Raw genomic sequence first — 16,132 nt, 5'->3', positions numbered from 1 at the left:
CGGCTCAGCCGCGCACGGCGCGCAGCAGGCGCTCGACATTGGCGGGATCGGCGTCGGGAGTGATGCCGTGGCCGAGATTGAACACATAAGACCCTTGGCCGAGCGTTTCGCACAATCCGCGCGCAGCGCGGTCGAGTTTTTCGCCGCCCTCGACCATCAGCATCGGGTCGAGATTGCCCTGAACGCAGACATGCGGCTGCAGCCGGTCGCGCGCCCATTCCGCCGGCACGAACTGGTCGAGCGCCACGCAATCCGCTCCGCTCTCGGCCACGAACCGCTCATAGGAGCCGCCGGCGCCGCGCGGAAATGCAATCACCGGAAGACCGGGAAAGCGGCGCTTCAACTCCGCGATGATCTTGCGGTTGGGTTCCAGACAGACCGGGCCGAAATCCGGGGCGCTCAGCGAACCCGCCCAGCTGTCGAAAAGCTTCACCACCTCGGCCCCGGCCTCAACCTGCCGGGCGAGATATTCGATGGTCGCCTCGGTGATCTTGTCGAGCAGGGCGAAGAACACCTCGGGCTGCTGCATCAGCAGCCGGCGCGCCGGCGCCTGATCGGGCGTGCCGCGCCCGGCGATCATGTAGGTCGCCACCGTCCAGGGCGCGCCGGCGAAGCCGATCAGCGTCACCTCGGGGGGGAGGGCGCTCGAAAGCCGACGGACGGTCTCATAGACCGGCGACAGCGTCTCATGGATCGCATCGACAGGGCCGAGGCGCGCGAGATCCTCCGGACCGGTGATGGTCGAGAGCCGCGGCCCCTCTCCCTGCACGAAGGTCAGGTTCGCGCCGAGCGCCTGGGGGACCAGCAGGATGTCCGCGAACAGGATCGCCCCATCGAAGCCGAAGCGCCGGATCGGCTGCATCGTGACCTCGGTCGCGAGGTCAGGATTGTAGCAGAGGTCCAGGAACGACCCCGCTTTCTCCCGCGTGGCTTTGTACTCGGGCAGGTAGCGGCCGGCCTGGCGCATGAGCCAGACCGGAGGGGTCGGCAGCGCCTCGCCCGCCAGGGCCCGGAGCAGCGGTTTCGCGTTCAGGGTCATGGTCGTCCTTCGGCTGGGGTTTTTTTTTGGATAAGTGGTAGTGGTAGGTAGGTCGGTGATTAGTGGGGATCACCGTTCTGCGCAGAGAAATCCACAACTTCATCCACCGCTGTCAACAGGCTCATTCGACCAGTTATCCCGGCTGGGGACAGATTGTGGAAAAATCGCCGCAATTTTCATAAGCAAAATCAGTGTGTTGCAAATCGGTCTTCGCGCGCCGGTTTCGCTTTCCCCGCTATCCCCAATCATTTTCCACAGAGGCCGAAAGTTATCCACAGGCTAGGACGGCGCCGCTGTGGATTCCGCTCACAGGTTGATGAAAAACACGTCTATCCACAGGCCTCGTGCGGCGCCCCGGCCACAACCGTGAATCCGACCGGGTTATCCCCGCTATTGGCACTTATCCCCGACGCCCGGCTTTGACAGATTGAGACCAAGCCAAACGAGAAACTCGAACGAGGGAGGCGCCGTCCGCCGTGACCGGTCGGTCGGAACGACATGTCCTGCATCTTCTCTCGGATTCGACGGGAGAGACCGTATCGGCCGCAGCCGGCGCCGTGATCAGCCAGTTCGAAGGGCTGGAGCTCACGCGCCGGGTGCACGTGTTCACCCGCACGCGACGCGACGTGGACGCGGCCCTGCAGAAAATCGCCGACGAACCGGGGCTCGTCGTCTACACCCTGCTCGACGAAAGTCTCGCCGCGCGTCTGCGGGACGGGTGCGAGCAGATCGGCGTGCCGATGGTGCCGCTCCTGCAACCGTTCTTCGAGGCGATGTCCGAGCAGTTCGGCGCCCGCCGGGGCCGGCGCAAGCCCGGCAAGCAGCATGACGTGAGCGGGGGGTATTTCGACCGGGTCGCGGCCATCGACTACGCCATGGCCCATGACGACGGGGCCACGCCCGAACGTCTGCGACGCGCCGATGTGATTCTGGTGGGCGTGTCGCGGACCTCTAAAACGCCGACCTGTCTTTATCTTGCTGTGCGCGGCTACATGGCGGCGAATGTGCCGCTGGTCCCCGGCCGTCCGATGCCGCCCGCGCTGGAAGAAGCGATCGCCGCGGGGATTCCGGCGGTCGGCCTCATCGCCTCGCCCGCCCGTCTGGTGCAGATCCGCGGGCAACGGCTGGAGGTCATCGGCGCGTCGCCCCATATGCGCGGGGCCGATTACGCCGATCCGGAGCGGGTGCGCGAGGAGGTCGCCCAGGCGCGGCTGACCTTCGACCGGCTCGGCCTGCCGGTGATCGACGTCACCCGCCGGTCCATCGAGGAAACCGCCGCCGCCATCATGGCGCTGTTGCGCGAGAAGGAAGGGGAGGAAGCCGAGACATGAGCGATACGGCTTTGGACCCCACGAACGCGCCCGCGCCCGACGACGGCGAGCCGCTGGTGCTCGCCTCCGCCTCCCCCGCCCGGGCCGCGTTGCTGCGCGCGGCGGGGGTGGAGATCGAGATCCTGCCCGCGCGGGTAGACGAGGAGGCGGTGAAGGACGCGATGCGCGCCGAATCCGCCCCGGCCCGCGACATCGCCGACGCGCTGGCCGAGCTGAAGGCCAACCGCGTCTCCGCCCGCCTGCCGCGCAAGCTGGTGCTCGGCTGCGACCAGGTGCTGACCTGCGAGGGGCGGGTGTTCGACAAACCGCGAGACACCGCGGAGGCGCGCGAGCACCTGCGCGCGCTGTCGGGAAAGTCGCACCAATTGCTGTCGGCGGCGGTCATCTCGCTCGACGCCCGCCCGATCTGGCGCCATGTGGGGACGGCGCGCTTGACCATGCGCCCCCTCTCCGAACGTTTTCTGGATGACTATCTTGCCCGGCTGGGCGATACCGTGACCGGAACCGTCGGGGGCTATCATCTCGAAGGGCTTGGCGCGCAGCTCTTCTCCCGCGTCGACGGCGACCACTTCACCGTACTGGGACTGCCCCTGCTGGAGCTTCTCGGCTTTCTGCGCGCAAGAGGACGATTGGAAGAATGACGAGCCGCAACCGTCTGCCGCTCGCCGGCGTGCTGGGCTGGCCCATCGCGCATTCGCGCTCGCCCCGGCTGCACCGGCACTGGCTGGCGCGACATGGGATCGAGGGCGACTACATTTCCATCGGCATCGAGCCGCGGGATTTCGAGGCGGCGTTCCCCTCGCTGCCCCTGCTCGGGTTCCGGGGCGTGAACGTGACCATCCCGCACAAGGAATCGGTGCTGCGCCACGCCACCAAGGTCTCGGACCGCGCGGCGCTGATCGGGGCGGCCAACACCATCACCTTCCGTGAGGACGGGTCGATCTACGCCGACAACACCGACGGCTACGGGTTCCTGGAGAACCTGCGCGCCGGGGCGCCGGGGTGGAAATCCTCGGACGGGCCGGCGCTGGTGATCGGCGCGGGCGGGGCGGCGCGGGCGATCATCTCGGCGCTGCTGTCGGACGGGGCGCCGGAGATCCGGCTGGCCAACCGCACCCGGTCGCGCGCCGAGTTCCTGGCCGACCAGTTCGGGGCCAAGGTCCGCGTGGTCGACTGGCTGCATACCGAGGACGCGATGGAAGGCGTCGCCACCATCGTCAACACCACCGCGCTTGGGATGACCGGCCAGCAGGCGCTGCCGTTCTCGCTGAAACGCGCGCCGCGCACCGCGCTGGTCAACGACATCATCTACGCGCCCCTGATCACCCCGCTGCTGGAAGAGGCGCAGTCGCGCCGGATGCGCTGGGTCGACGGGTTGGGCATGCTGCTGCACCAAGGCCGGCCCGGGTTCGAGGCCTGGTTCGGCGTGGCGCCGGAGGTCGACGACGATCTGCGCGCCGCCGTGCTGGCGGATTGAGGCTCTGGCGATGATCCTGATCGGCCTCACCGGCTCCATCGGCATGGGCAAGAGCACCACCTCGTCGATGTTCGTCGAGGCGGGCGTGCCGGTCTGGGACGCCGACGCCGCCGTCGCCCGGCTTTACGGGCCCGGCGGGGCGGCGGTGGAGGCGATCGCGGCGTTGCTGCCCGATTGCGTGACCGGAGAGGGCGAGGCCCGCGCCGTCGACCGCGCCGCCCTGCGCGCCGCGGTCACCGCCGACCCGTCGCTGATCCGCGCGCTCGAGAAAATCGCCCATCCCCTGGTCGGCGAGGACCGCGAGGCGTTCATCGCCGGGGCGGTGGCGGCGGGCCATGACCTCGCCGTCTGCGACGTGCCGCTGCTCTATGAGACCGGGGGCGAGGCGCGTTACGACGCCATCGTCGTCGTCTCCGCCCCCGCCGACGTGCAGCGGGCGCGGGTATTGGCGCGGCCGGGGATGACCGAGGCGACCTTCGCGACGATCCTCGCCAAGCAGACCCCGGACGCTGAAAAACGCGCCCGCGCCGACCATATCGTCGACACCTCCCGCGGGATCGACGCCGCGCGCGCACAGGTGTTGGCGATCATCGCCGACCTGCGGGGGAAAGCCTGATGCGTGAGATCGTGCTCGACACCGAAACCACCGGCTTCGAGCCGCGCGAGGGCGACCGGATCGTCGAAATCGGCGCCATCGAGCTGGTCAACCACGTCGCCACCGGGCGGATCTATCACCAGTACATCAATCCAGAGCGCTCGATGCCCGAGGACGCGTTCCGGGTGCATGGGCTGGGCAACGACTTCCTGCGCGACAAGCCGGTGTTCGCGGCCATCGTGCAGGACTTCGTGACCTTCATCGACGGCGCCAAGCTGGTGATCCACAACGCCGAATTCGACATGAAGTTCATCAATGCCGAGCTGGAATGGTGCGGGCGGCCGCGCCTGCCTGCCGACACGGCGCTCGACACGCTTGCCCTCGCGCGCAAGCGCTATCCGGGATCGCCCAACACGCTCGACGCGCTCTGCCGGCGCTTCGGCGTGGACAATTCGGGGCGGGAGAAGCACGGCGCGCTGCTCGATTCCGAGCTGCTGGCCGAGGTCTATCTGGAGCTGATCGGCGGACGTCAGCCGGATTTCGGCCTGGGCGCCGCGACCCCCGAAGACACCGGGCGGGCCCGCACCGGGGCCATGTCCTGGACGCCGCCTGCGCGTCCCCGGCCGTTGCCGGCGCGGCTGACGGGGCAAGAGGCCGACGCCCATGCCGCTTTCGTCGCCGAACTGGGCGAAGCGGCGATCTGGGCGAAGTTCGGCGGCGCCGACTGATCGACCCGGCGACCTAGCCGACCGATTGCGCCATCGCCATGCCCTTGGCGAAGGCGGCGCGCTTGCGGGCCCATTGCGCGCCGATCCGCTCGGCGGTTTCGGCCGCGCAGCCGGGGCGGCCGAACAGGAAGCCCTGCGCCTCCCGGCAGCGGGCATGGCTGAGAAAGGCGAGCTGAGCTTCCGTCTCCACGCCTTCGGCCAGCACCGGGATCCCCAGCGCCTCGCCCAGGATCAGCGTGGAGCGCACGATGGCCGCCGCCTGCCGGTCATGGCCCAGCGGCTCGATGAAGCTCTGGTCGATCTTGATCTTGTCGAAGGGAAAGGTCTGCAGGGTCGACAGCGAGGCATAGCCGGTCCCGTAATCGTCCATCGCGAAGCGGACGCCCCTTGCCTTCAGCGCGGTCATCACCTGTTCCGCCCGCCGCTTGTCGGAGATCACGCTGGCCTCGGTCACCTCCAGCTCCAGCCGCGACGGTTCCAGCCCGCTGGTCATCAGCGCGTCGAGCACGATTTCGGCGAAGTCGTGCTGGGCCAGCTGCCGGGGAGCGACGTTGACCGCGACGCGCAGCGGCTCGGCCCAGCCGGCAGCCTCGCGGCAGGCGGCGTTCAGCACCCAGACGCCGATGTCGCAGATCATGCCGGTCGCTTCGGCCACCGGGATGAAGGTGGAGGGCGGGATCAGCCCATGCTCCGGGTGACGCCAGCGGGCCAGCGCCTCGAACCCCACCAGATCGCGGGAGGCGATGTCGTTCTGCGCCTGGAAATGCACTTCCAGCTCGCCCCGATCGAGCGCGGCGCGAAGATCGATCGACATCAGGCTGCGCGCGCGGCTCGCCTCGTCCATCGCCGCATCGTAGACCACCACGCCCTCCGCCGCCGCCTTGGCGCGGTACATGGCGAGGTCGACGCGGCTCAGCAGCGTCTCCATGTCCCGCCCATGATCGGGCGCAATGGCGACGCCGAGGCTCGCGCCCACGTTCAACCGGAAACCCTGCCAGTCCACCGGCGGCGTCAGCACCGCATGCAGGCGTCGCGCGAAGGCCACCGCGTCGTTCAGTCCGGCCGCCCCGACCTTCAGCGCGATGAACTCGTCGCCGCCGGTGCGCGACACCATCTCGCCCGGGCCGAGCAGCGCGGTCATCCGGTCGGCGAGCGCCATCAGCAGCGCGTCCCCGCCGGCATGGCCGTGCACGTCGTTGACCGACTTGAAACGGTCGAGGTCGATGCCGACCGCGGCGATGGTCTCGCCGCGCCGGGCGACGCTCAGCGCCTCCGCCAGCCGGTTGCGCAGCATGGCGCGGTTGGGCAGGCCGGTCAGCGGATCGTGCAGCATCTGGTGGTTCAGACGACGCCCGGATTCGCGGCGCGCGGACTCGTCGATCAGGAAGCTGGTGAAGCCGGTCAGCAGGAACAGGCCCATCACCATCAGCACAAGCATGGCGAGCGTCCGGTCCGGGATCAGCCCGGTCAGCTCCAGGTCGTCGGGTTGAGGCAGCACCGACAGCGCGCTCATCGCGGTGAAATGGCCGCCGGTGATGGCCAGCACGAAGGCGGCGGCGCCGCCCCACCAGGACAGGCGGCTCAGCGGCCGGGCCAGGCGGTTGGCGGTCAGCGCCCCGAAGCCGAGCGCCACGATCACCGAGGCCGCCACCAGCCCCGGGTTCCAGATCAGGAGGCCCGACATCTCCAGCGCCGTCATGCCGAGGTAATGCGCGCCCAGCACCGAGAGCCCGATCACCGCGCCCCCGCATTCGGCGAGCCAGGAGCCGCGGGCCCGCGCCACCAGCCATAGCCCGGCGCAGACGCCGGCGATGGCGACGGTCAGCGACAGCAGGGTGAGCATGGGGCGATAGGCGACCGGCACGCCGGGATCGAAGCCGATCATCGCGACGAAATGCGTGGTCCAGATGGTGACGCCGCCTATCAGCCCGGCCTGAAGCACATGCCAGGCGTCGCGATCGTCGGCGAAGTCTTTGGAGACCTTGCGGAACATGCGCGCCGAGATGATCGCGCCCAGCACGCAGATCAACGTGGCGGCCGCCACCAGAGTCGCGTCATGCCCATCACGCAGGCATGTCAGAACCTCAATCACTGCGTACCCCGATCAAGCGGACTCGTACCCGAATTCAGCCATCGCATGATTCGGTTTCCGAACCGTGTCGCGCGCAACCCGGGTGTGAGACATCGCCCGACATGCGAACGGCCCGCGCTCCCCTGCGACGGGGAGCACGGGCCGTGGAGGCCGGCGAGGAGCCGAAGCGCCGGGCGGTCCAGAATCAGGCGCGGATCAGGCGGTTCCGACCGGCTGCTCGGCCTGGCGGCGGGCCAGCTCCTGGCGGTAGATCGCCACGAAATCCACCATGTCGAGCATCAGCGGCGGGTAGCCGCCGTCGCGGGTCACGTCGGCGATGATCCGGCGCGCGAAGGGGAACAGCTGGCGCGGGCATTCGATCAGCAGCAGCGGGTGCAGATGTTCCTGCGGCACGTTCTTGATGCCGAAGACGCCGGCGTAGTCGAGCTCGGCCACGAACATCGTCGAGCCGCCGGCGGTGGAGGTGGCCGACAGCTTCAGGCGCACTTCGTAACGATCCTCGCCCCGCGGCTGGGCGTCGAGGTTCACCGACACCTTGATGTCCGGCTTCTCCTGGCTGGAGAGCTGGGACTGCGCGGCGACGTTCTCGAACGAGAGGTCGCGGACATACTGGGACAGGATGGAAATCTGCGGCTGCGGCTGCGCCTGGGCGGAATCGGACATGTGAACGGCCTCGCGATACGGGCGCCCGGTTAGGGCTGAAGTCGGGCTGTGGTCGGGCGGAGTCCTAGCGTCTCGGCGGGCGGCCCGCAATCGCGGGGCCCTTGGAACGGCCCGGAAAGCGGTGTGGGCGCCGGATTCAGGACCTGCCGGGCCGCCAGGGGGAATTCGGGTCGCCGTCGTGCACCGGGGCGTCGGCGTCGTCGGAGGCGTCGGGCCGATCCGCCGCGGGCTCCGGGTCGACCGGCACGTAGTCGCCATCGATCACATCGCCCCGCGTCGCGCCCGGCGCCCCGGGACGCGGACCGGGTTCGAAGCCACTCCCCCCGAATCCTCCGCCCCCGAAGCCGCCGCCGGAGGTGGCGACCACCACCCGGCCGGACCGCAGTCCCGCCGCCATCCGGGCGGCGCCCCACTTGATCAGCGCGGCCCGCACCGGCGGCAGCAGCAGCGCGAGGCCCATCGCGTCGGTGAAGAAGCCCGGCGTCAGCAGCATCACCCCCGCCACCAGAATCATCGCGCCATGGGCGATCGGCCCTGACGGATCCCCGCCCTCGGCCACGGATCGCTGCAAGGCCGCCATCGCGCCCCGCCCCTCGGCCCGCATCAGGGCGGTGCCGGCCAGCGCCGTCAGGATCACGATGGCGAGAGTCGGCCACAGGCCGATGGCCCCTCCGACCTGGATGAACAGGGCGATCTCGATGATCGGCACGGCGACGAAGAGGGCGAAAAGCCACATGCGGGCGCGTCTCCTTCGGAATGGGCGATCCGACCGGCTTGAGGCGATCGCGCCGGTTTCGGGGTTTCGGGGCGCATTTCGGCCCCCCCGACGGCAGCGGACGCCGTCAGGTCCCTCCGGATATAGGCGCCCGAGGCGTCAAGTCCCACCCCCGGAGGAGCCCGCGGGCGCGCGATTCACGCGCCGCCCGCCCGAACCTCGCGCGAAGCGCCCTCATCGCCGCATGTCCGTTGGACTCCGAGCGCCCGGGCGCCTACATACACCAGTGATCCGCCACGCATGCCGGCGCGGCGGAAAATGCGGTTGCGCCGTCCGGGCGGTGCATCCGGCCCACCGGGACGACGCCGAGCGATATGGACGACATGACGCAACTGATCATCCTCGCCGCCATCGCGGTCTTCGTGCTCTGGCGCCTTCGCGGCGTCCTGGGAACCCGTACCGGGTTCGAACGGCCGACGGGCACCACCTCGGTCCCTGCGCCGACGCCCCGCCGCCGCGGCCCCGACTTCGAAGTGATCGACGGCGGCGCCGATCTCGACGCCGACATCGCCCGCGTGGCCGACGCCGACGGCGAATCCGCCGTCGCCCTGCGCCGCATGGCCGCCGCCGAGCCGGGGTTCCGCCCGTCCGAATTCGTCGTCGGCGCCCGTCAGGCCTACGAGATCATCCTCATGGCCTTCGAGACCGGCGACATCCCGACCCTGCGGCCGCTTCTGTCCGACGAGGTGTTCGAAAGCTTCGCCGCCGCGATCCGCACCCGCGAATCCGAAGGCCTGACGGTCGAGGCGCGTTTCATCGGGGTGAAGGAGGCGCGGATCTTCTCGGCGATCTTCACCGACGGCAGCCGGGAGGCCGATATCGAGGTCCGCTTCGTGGGCGAGCTCGTCTCGGTGGTGCGCAACGCCGAGCATGAGGTGGTCGAGGGCGACCCGACCGAGATCCGCCGCCAGACCGACCTGTGGACCTTCACCCGCCGGATGGGCGCGAACGACCCCAACTGGGTCCTGACCGCGACCGGCGGCTGATCCCAACCTCGGGGAGGAGGCCGCGTGGCCGGAAGACGCCGGCGCAGCGGCCTGAGCGAAGAGGACCGCGCGCTGTGGAACCGCGTGGTCGCCGACGCGTCGCCTCTGGCGCGTGGCGGCCTGCGGTCCGGCGTGGCGATCACGCCGGAGCCGGACATGGGGGCGGGCTATGCGGTCCCGGCCGAATCGCCTTCCCGCGCCGCCCCCGAAGCCCCCGCGCCGCGTCCCCTTCCGATCCCGCCGCGCGTCCTGCGCCCGACCGGGCCGAGCCGGCCCGCGGCTTCGCCCGCGCCGCTGCGACCGCTGGTGGATGGCTTCGACCCGGCCGCCGGCCTCGACCGCAACACCGCCCAACGCCTGCGCCGCGGGCTGCGCCGCCCGGACGCGCGGCTCGACCTGCACGGGATGACCGCGGACCGGGCGCACCGCTCCCTGATCCGCTTCATCCTGGCCGAGCGTCGGTCCGGCGCCCGCGTGGTGCTGATCATCACCGGCAAGGGCGGGCGGCGTCCGGTGGAGGATGCGCCCTTCATGCCGGACCGGGTCGGCGTGTTGAAACACGCGGTGCCGCACTGGCTGGCGACGCATCCGCTGGAGGGGACCGTGGTCGGCGTCTACCCTGCGCATCAGAGCCATGGCGGCGACGGCGCGCTCTACGTCTACCTCAAGAAACCCGGCTGATCGCCGCCCAGGCGGGTCTCCGCGCAAACGGTCCCGCCCGGAACGGCGCGGGCCCGCGCGCCGCCGGACCGCCGCGCGGGCGTGACCGCGCCGCCGGCGCAAGGGGGGACGCGCGGCTCTCCTTCAAGATCGCGCCGCGCTCAGAGCCCGAGCACGTCCGCCATCGAATATTCGCCCGGCTCCTTGTCCTGCCCCCAGATCGCCGCGCGCAGCGCGCCGCGGGCGAAGAGCATCCGGTCGGAGGCGACATGGCGCAGGATCAGGCGCTCGCCCGCGCCGGCGAAGATCACGTCATGCTCGCCCACCACGTCGCCGCCGCGGATCGCGGAAAACCCGATGGTCCCCGCCTCCCGCGCTCCGGTGATGCCGTCGCGGCCCGAGACCCTGGCGGTTTCCAGATCCACCGCGCGCCCCGCCGCCGCGGCCTCGCCCAGCATCAGCGCGGTGCCCGACGGCGCGTCGACCTTGTGGCGATGGTGCATCTCTACCACCTCGATGTCGAAGTCCTCGCCCAGCGCGCGGGCCACCCGCTCGGTCAGCGCGGCGAGCAGGTTGACCCCGAGGCTCATGTTCCCGGCCCGCACCAGGGTCGCGTGACGCGCCGCCGCCTTGAAGGCGGCGAGGTGTTCGGCGTCGAACCCCGTGGTCCCGATCACGTGCACGCAGCGCGCCTGGGCGGCGAGCCCGGCATGGGTCACGGAGGCGGCCGGCGAGGTGAAATCCAGCACGGCGCGGGACCGGGCGAAGGCCTCCAGCGGCTCGTCCTCGACGATCACGCCCGTCGCCTGCCCGCCCATCGCCTCGCCGAGGTCGCGGCCGACCCAGTCCGAGCCCGGACGCTCGGTGGCGCCGACCAGCTCGGTCTCCGGGTTCTCCTGCACGGCTTTGACCAGCATCCGCCCCATGCGGCCGGAAACGCCGGTGACGGTGACGGGAATGGACATGGCGGCGGCTCCTGCACGGGGGATTTGTCGGGCAAGCCCTAGCACCCGCCCCGCCCCCGCGGCAACGGCGGGGCCGGCGGGCGCGGCCGGACCCGTTCTTTGACTCAAGGGTAACTGGACCTCGGTCCCCATCCCGCGGATGATGACCGGACGCCGCCCTGCGGCGCATCGAATGACGGGCGCGGGCCAACCGCGTCCCCCGACCGGGAGACATCCATGAAACGCCTGCTACTCGGCGTCGTCGCCGCCGCCCTGCTCGCCGGCGCGGCCCAGGCCGCGAAAACCGACCTGACCCTCGGCGTGGCGCTGGAGCCGCCCAATCTCGACCCCACCGCCGGCGCCGCCGCGGCCATCGACGAAGTGGTCTACGCCAACGTGTTCGAGGGGCTGACCCGCATCGACCGGACCGGCGCCCCGCAGCCGGCGCTGGCGCGCAGCTGGGAGATCTCGGAGGACGGGCGCGTCTATACCTTCCACCTCGTCGAGGGCGCGAAATTCCACGACGGCACCGCCTTCGATGCCGAGGATGTGCGGTTCTCCTTCGAGCGCGCCATGGCCGCGGACAGCCAGAACGCCCAGAAGGCGTTGTTCGAGCCCATCGAGACGCTCGAGGTCGTCGACCCGGCCACGGTGAAGATCACCCTCAAGCGCCCCACCGCCGCCTTCCTGTTCAACATGGGGTGGGGGGATGCGGTGATCGTGGCGCCCGAAACCGCCGCGGGCAACGCCACCAGGCCGGTCGGCACCGGGCCGTTCGTCTTCCAGGACTGGGCCAAGGGCGCTTCGATCACGCTGGCGAAGAACCCGGACTATTGGGGGGAGCCGGCGCAGCTCGACCGGGCGACGTTCAAGTTCATCTCCGATCCCACCGCGGCGCTGGCGGCGCTGATGGCGGGCGATGTGGACGGGTTCCCCGGCTGGCCGTCGCCCGAGACCGTGCCCCAGCTCGAGGCCGATCCGCGCTTCGAGGTGGTGATGGGCTCGTCCGAGGGCGAGACCATTCTGGGGACCAACAACCGCAAGCCGCCCTTCGACCAGCTGAAGGTCCGGCAGGCGATGGCCTACGCGCTCGACCGACAGGCGATCGTGGACGGGGCGATGTTCGGGGTGGGCACGCCGATCTTCACCCATTACCCGCCGCACGGGCCGGCCTTCGTCGATCTTTCGGGCCTCTACCCCCATGACGTTTCCAAGGCCAAGGCGCTGCTGGAGGAGGCGGGCTTTCCCGACGGTTTCGACGCCACGATCAAGCTGCCGCCGCCCGCCTATGCGCGCCGCGGCGGCGAAGTGGTGGCGGCCCAGCTGCGCGAAGTCGGGATCCGGCTGGAGATCATCCCGGTCGAATGGGCGCAGTGGCTGGAGCAGGTGTTCAAGGGCCACGATTTCGACCTGACCATCGTCAGCCATACCGAGCCGCGCGACATCAACATCTACGCCCGGCCCGACTATTATTTCGGCTATGACAAGCCGGAGTTCCGGGCGCTGATGGACCAGCTCAACGCCTCCACCGACGAGGACGGGCAGAACGCCATCCTCAAGGACGCGGAGACGATGATCGCCGAGGATGCGGTCAACGGCTACCTGTTCCAGCTCGGCAAGATCGGGGTGTGGAGCAGGAAGCTCAAGGGCATGTGGCATGACCAGCCCACCCAGGCCATCGACCTGACCGCGGTGCATTGGGTCGACTGACCCAGGTCGGCACACGGCTTCGCCATTGGGAAACGGGCGCGAAACGCCTATCTGTAACGGGCCGGGGGGCGACCTCCGGCCCGTGCGTTTGCCGCCCCGCCCCGCCCCGCCGTCCCGTCCCCGCCCCGGAGACCCGCCCATGATCATCCGCCTGGCCCTCGCCCTGATGGTGATCGGCATCGCCTTTCTGATCTGGCGCAATCTCGGCTCGCGCAGGGAATTCCGCGCCCGTCAGCGCCAGGCCTGGGACGAGCCGCTGCGCGAGGGGACGGCGACGGTGCTGACCGCGTCGAACGCCGCCTGGTGGTGGTTCGCCGGCCTCGCCGCGGTGGCCGCCCTGATCGGGCGGGCGTTGTTCGAGCGGATGGCGGCGGGCGAGGGCGTGGCCGACACCTTCTGGCACTGGATCATCTTCCTCGCGGTGGCCGGCATCGCCGGCCGGCGCGCGGTGCAGCTGTCGGAGAGGGTGACGGTGAGCTGGGAGCGGATCGTGTCGCGCAACCTGATGGGGCAGCGCTATTCGCTCAAGCTGGCGGACGCGACCGGCGTGTCGGAGGACGACCGCACCGCGCGCATCGCGTTCCGCGGCGGCCGGGTGCTGGAGCTGTCGCCCTGGCTCGAGGGCCGGTTCTGGCTGGCGCGCGAGCTGAAGGCCCGGCTCGCTCCCCGCGGCTGAACTTCCCGCCGGCGCAGGCCGGCGCGAGACGGATCGCAGGTTGCGCCGGGGGCGCCGAGCAGCGCGGTTTCCCCGTCCCAGCTCTTGGCGCTGGGGGGGAGGGGCGCTAGGCTCCCCCCGTCGTCGCCTTCACAGGGAAACGCCCGATGCATCTGCGCGCCGAGACCCTGGCCGACATTCCCCATGTCCGGCGGGTGACCGAAGCCGCCTTCGGGCGCGAGGACGAGGCGCGGCTCGTGGACCGGCTGAGGGCCGAGGCGACGGGCGCGATTTCGGTCGTGGCGGAAATCGACGGAGAGCTGGCGGGTCATGCGATGCTGTCGCCGATGCGGTCCCCTGCGGGGGCGCTGGGCCTGGCCCCGGTCTCGGTCCGGCCCGACCTGCATGGCAAGGGCGTCGGGGCCGCGCTGGTGCGCGACGCGCTCGACCGCGCCCGCGCCGCCGGCTGGAAGGCGGTGTTCGTGCTGGGCGACCCGCCCTATTACGCCCGCTTCGGCTTTCACACCCAGACCGCGCGCGGATACGCCTCAGCCTATGCCGGCCCGTTCCTGATGGGTCTGGAATTGACGGCGGGCGCCCTGGCCGGGAAGGGTGAGCTGGCCTACGCCCGGGCTTTCGACGACCTCGCGGAATGATCGCCTTTCTCGCCCGACGCAGCCTGACCCTGATCCTGACCCTGATCGCCGCCACCGTGGCGATCTTCCTGCTGCTGGAGGTCGCCCCCGGCGACCCGGCGCTGACCATGATGGGGATGAACGCCGACCCCTCCGCGGTGGAGGCGTTGCGGCGCGAGCTGGGACTGGATGCGCCGCTGGTCGCCCGCTACGGGGCCTGGGTCTGGGGGATGCTGCACGGCGATTTCGGGACCTCCTACACCTACAAGACCCCGGTGGCCGAGCTGGTGTGGGAGCGGCTGGCGGTGAGCGCGCCGCTGACGTTCTACGCGCTGACCCTGTCGACGGTCATCGCCATCCCCGCCGGGGTGTTCGCCGCGTCGCGACGCGGCCGCGCCGGGGATTACGCGGTGATGGGGCTGACCCAGATCGGCATCGCCACCCCGAATTTCTGGTTCGCGATGCTGCTGGTGATCCTGTTCTCCACCGTCCTGCAACTGTTCTCCGCCGGCGGCTTCCCGGGATGGGAGGCGGGGGTCTGGCCCGGGATCAAGGCGCTGACCCTGCCGGCGGTGGCGCTGGCGCTGCCCCAGGCCTCGATCCTCGCGCGGGTGATGCGCTCGTCGCTGCTCGACGCGATGGGGGAGGACTGGATGCGCACCGCGCGGGCCAAGGGGCTGAGCCGCGGCCAGGCGCTGCGCCGGCACGCGCTGCGCAACGCCTTGATCCCGGTGCTGACCATCATCGGCATGCAGTTCTCGTTCCTGATGGCGGGCGCGATCATCATTGAAAACGTGTTCTTCCTGCCGGGTCTTGGCCGGCTGGTGTTCCAGGGGGTGATCCAGCAGGACCTGATCGTGGTGAAATCGGTGGTGGTGATCCTGGTCTTCGCGGTGGTGGTGGTGACCATGGCGGTGGACGTCGCCTACGCCATCGTCGACCCGCGCCTGCGGGAGCGGCGGGCATGAAGATCTCGGCCGGGTTCGCCGTGGGCGCGGCGCTGACCGTGCTGTTCGTGGGCGCCGCCGCGCTCAGCTACGCCTGGACGCCCTGGTCGACGGAGGGGCTCTCCATCGTCTCCCGCCTGAAGGCCCCGGGGGCGGAGCACTGGTTCGGCACCGACCATTTCGGGCGGGACATCTTTTCGATGATCATGGTGGGGGCGCGGACCTCGATCACCGTGGCGCTGGTCGCGGTCGGGATCGGGGCGGGGATCGGCGTGCCGCTGGGGCTGGCGGCGGCGGCGCGGCGGGGGTCCTGGGTCGACGAACTGGTCATGCGGCTCAACGACCTGGTCTTCGCCTTCCCGGCGCTGATCCTCGCCATCCTGATCACCGCGTCGCTCGGGCCGGGGGCGATCAACGCCATCCTCGCCATCGGGATCTTCAACGTGCCCGTGTTCGCCCGCCTGACCCGGGGCGCGGCGCTGTCGCTGTGGGCGCGGGAATACATTCTCGCGGCGCGGGCGGCGGGCAAGGGGGCGGCGCGCATCTCGGCCGAGCACATCCTGCCCAACACCGCCAACCTGCTGATCGTGCAGGCGACCATCCAGTTCTCGCTCGGCATCCTCGCCGAGGTGGGGCTCAGCTATGTCGGCCTCGGCGCGCAGCCCCCGACTCCCTCCTGGGGGCGGATGCTGGCCGAGGCGCAGACCATGATCTACATCGCGCCCTGGTTCGCGATCTTCCCCGGCCTCGCCGTGGCGCTGACCGTTCTGGGGCTGAACCTGATGGGGGACGGGCTGCGCGACGCGCTCGACCCCAGGCTGAAAGGCCGGCAATGAGGAACTGCGGATGAGCCTGCTGCGGATCGAGAACCTGTCCGTGGGGATCGAGGGCCACG

General features: G+C 70.4%; 17 protein-coding genes. 12 read left to right on the top strand and 5 right to left on the bottom strand.

All coding sequences use genetic code 11. The features are described from left to right. Window positions 1-4 precede the first annotated feature (4 nt). Window positions 5-1,033: a uroporphyrinogen decarboxylase gene (hemE, locus tag ACTB72_RS07265; protein ID WP_463036331.1), complete on the bottom strand. Its 1,029-nt coding sequence runs from the start codon at window positions 1,031-1,033 to the stop codon at window positions 5-7. A 482-nt stretch (window positions 1,034-1,515) separates the two neighbouring features. Between hemE and ACTB72_RS07260 the strand changes: the two genes are divergently transcribed. From ACTB72_RS07260 to dnaQ, 5 genes are read left to right on the top strand one after another with little or no spacing between them, the layout of a single operon-like run. Then, window positions 1,516-2,370 carry a pyruvate, water dikinase regulatory protein gene (locus tag ACTB72_RS07260; RefSeq protein ID WP_463036312.1) on the top strand — a complete coding sequence of 285 codons (855 nt, stop codon included), beginning with the start codon at window positions 1,516-1,518 and terminating at the stop codon, window positions 2,368-2,370. Next, window positions 2,367-3,011 (top strand): Maf family protein, encoded by a 645-nt coding sequence (locus tag ACTB72_RS07255; RefSeq protein WP_463036311.1) that lies wholly within the window; start codon window positions 2,367-2,369, stop codon window positions 3,009-3,011. Before ACTB72_RS07260 ends, ACTB72_RS07255 begins: the two co-directional genes overlap by 4 nt. Beyond that, on the top strand, window positions 3,008-3,847 hold the full coding sequence (locus tag ACTB72_RS07250) for a shikimate dehydrogenase (protein WP_463036310.1): 840 nt from the start codon (window positions 3,008-3,010) through the stop codon (window positions 3,845-3,847). The genes ACTB72_RS07255 and ACTB72_RS07250 overlap by 4 nt, the downstream gene beginning before the upstream one ends. Before the next feature lie 10 nt (window positions 3,848-3,857). Beyond that, window positions 3,858-4,463: a dephospho-CoA kinase gene (coaE, locus tag ACTB72_RS07245; RefSeq protein ID WP_463036309.1), complete on the top strand. Its 606-nt coding sequence runs from the start codon at window positions 3,858-3,860 to the stop codon at window positions 4,461-4,463. Beyond that, the gene (dnaQ, locus tag ACTB72_RS07240; RefSeq protein WP_463036308.1) at window positions 4,463-5,170 is read left to right on the top strand and encodes a DNA polymerase III subunit epsilon; all 708 of its coding nucleotides are present in this window, start codon (window positions 4,463-4,465) and stop codon (window positions 5,168-5,170) included. Before coaE ends, dnaQ begins: the two co-directional genes overlap by 1 nt. 13 nt (window positions 5,171-5,183) lie before the next feature. Here the strand turns inward: dnaQ and ACTB72_RS07235 are convergent, their stop codons facing one another. From ACTB72_RS07235 to ACTB72_RS07225, 3 genes are all read right to left on the bottom strand, one after another. Further along, a complete protein-coding gene (locus ACTB72_RS07235) occupies window positions 5,184-7,262 on the bottom strand; it encodes a putative bifunctional diguanylate cyclase/phosphodiesterase (protein WP_463036307.1) in 2,079 nt (692 codons plus the stop codon). Window positions 7,263-7,457: 195 nt separating this feature from the next. Continuing rightward, complete coding sequence (gene secB, locus ACTB72_RS07230) at window positions 7,458-7,925, bottom strand: protein-export chaperone SecB (RefSeq protein ID WP_463036306.1); 468 nt, start codon at window positions 7,923-7,925, stop codon at window positions 7,458-7,460. A gap of 136 nt (window positions 7,926-8,061) precedes the next feature. Further along, window positions 8,062-8,661 (bottom strand): FxsA family protein, encoded by a 600-nt coding sequence (locus ACTB72_RS07225; protein ID WP_463036305.1) that lies wholly within the window; start codon window positions 8,659-8,661, stop codon window positions 8,062-8,064. Between the two features lie 362 nt (window positions 8,662-9,023). On the opposite strand from ACTB72_RS07225, the gene ACTB72_RS07220 reads away from it, so the two are divergent. Both ACTB72_RS07220 and ACTB72_RS07215 read left to right on the top strand, forming a co-directional pair. After that, window positions 9,024-9,686 carry a Tim44/TimA family putative adaptor protein gene (locus ACTB72_RS07220; RefSeq protein WP_463036304.1) on the top strand — a complete coding sequence of 221 codons (663 nt, stop codon included), beginning with the start codon at window positions 9,024-9,026 and terminating at the stop codon, window positions 9,684-9,686. A 24-nt stretch (window positions 9,687-9,710) separates the two neighbouring features. After that, entirely contained in the window at window positions 9,711-10,367 is a 657-nt protein-coding gene (locus tag ACTB72_RS07215; RefSeq protein WP_463036303.1) for a Smr/MutS family protein, read from the top strand. A gap of 140 nt (window positions 10,368-10,507) precedes the next feature. On the opposite strand, the gene dapB is transcribed toward ACTB72_RS07215, so the two are convergent. Further along, window positions 10,508-11,311, bottom strand: coding sequence for a 4-hydroxy-tetrahydrodipicolinate reductase (dapB, locus tag ACTB72_RS07210; RefSeq protein ID WP_463036302.1), 804 nt, complete (start codon window positions 11,309-11,311; stop codon window positions 10,508-10,510). A gap of 216 nt (window positions 11,312-11,527) precedes the next feature. Here dapB and ACTB72_RS07205 point away from each other — a divergent pair, with 216 nt between their 5' ends. The 5 genes from ACTB72_RS07205 (at window position 11,528) to ACTB72_RS07185 (ending at window position 16,073) form a co-directional block, all read left to right on the top strand. Then, window positions 11,528-13,000, top strand: a complete 1,473-nt coding sequence (locus ACTB72_RS07205) for an ABC transporter substrate-binding protein (protein WP_463036301.1) — start codon at window positions 11,528-11,530, stop codon at window positions 12,998-13,000. A 139-nt stretch (window positions 13,001-13,139) separates the two neighbouring features. Beyond that, a complete protein-coding gene (locus ACTB72_RS07200; RefSeq protein ID WP_463036300.1) occupies window positions 13,140-13,676 on the top strand; it encodes a hypothetical protein in 537 nt (178 codons plus the stop codon). A 146-nt stretch (window positions 13,677-13,822) separates the two neighbouring features. After that, complete coding sequence (locus tag ACTB72_RS07195) at window positions 13,823-14,311, top strand: GNAT family N-acetyltransferase (RefSeq protein WP_463036299.1); 489 nt, start codon at window positions 13,823-13,825, stop codon at window positions 14,309-14,311. Beyond that, window positions 14,308-15,258, top strand: coding sequence for an ABC transporter permease (locus ACTB72_RS07190; protein ID WP_463036298.1), 951 nt, complete (start codon window positions 14,308-14,310; stop codon window positions 15,256-15,258). Before ACTB72_RS07195 ends, ACTB72_RS07190 begins: the two co-directional genes overlap by 4 nt. Beyond that, a complete protein-coding gene (locus tag ACTB72_RS07185) occupies window positions 15,255-16,073 on the top strand; it encodes an ABC transporter permease (RefSeq protein WP_463036297.1) in 819 nt (272 codons plus the stop codon). Before ACTB72_RS07190 ends, ACTB72_RS07185 begins: the two co-directional genes overlap by 4 nt. Window positions 16,074-16,132 lie beyond the last annotated feature (59 nt).

Source organism: Albimonas sp., assembly GCF_055129145.1.
The sequence above is the reverse complement of the archived record's forward strand: the minus strand, read 5'-3'. Positions and strand labels throughout refer to the sequence as shown.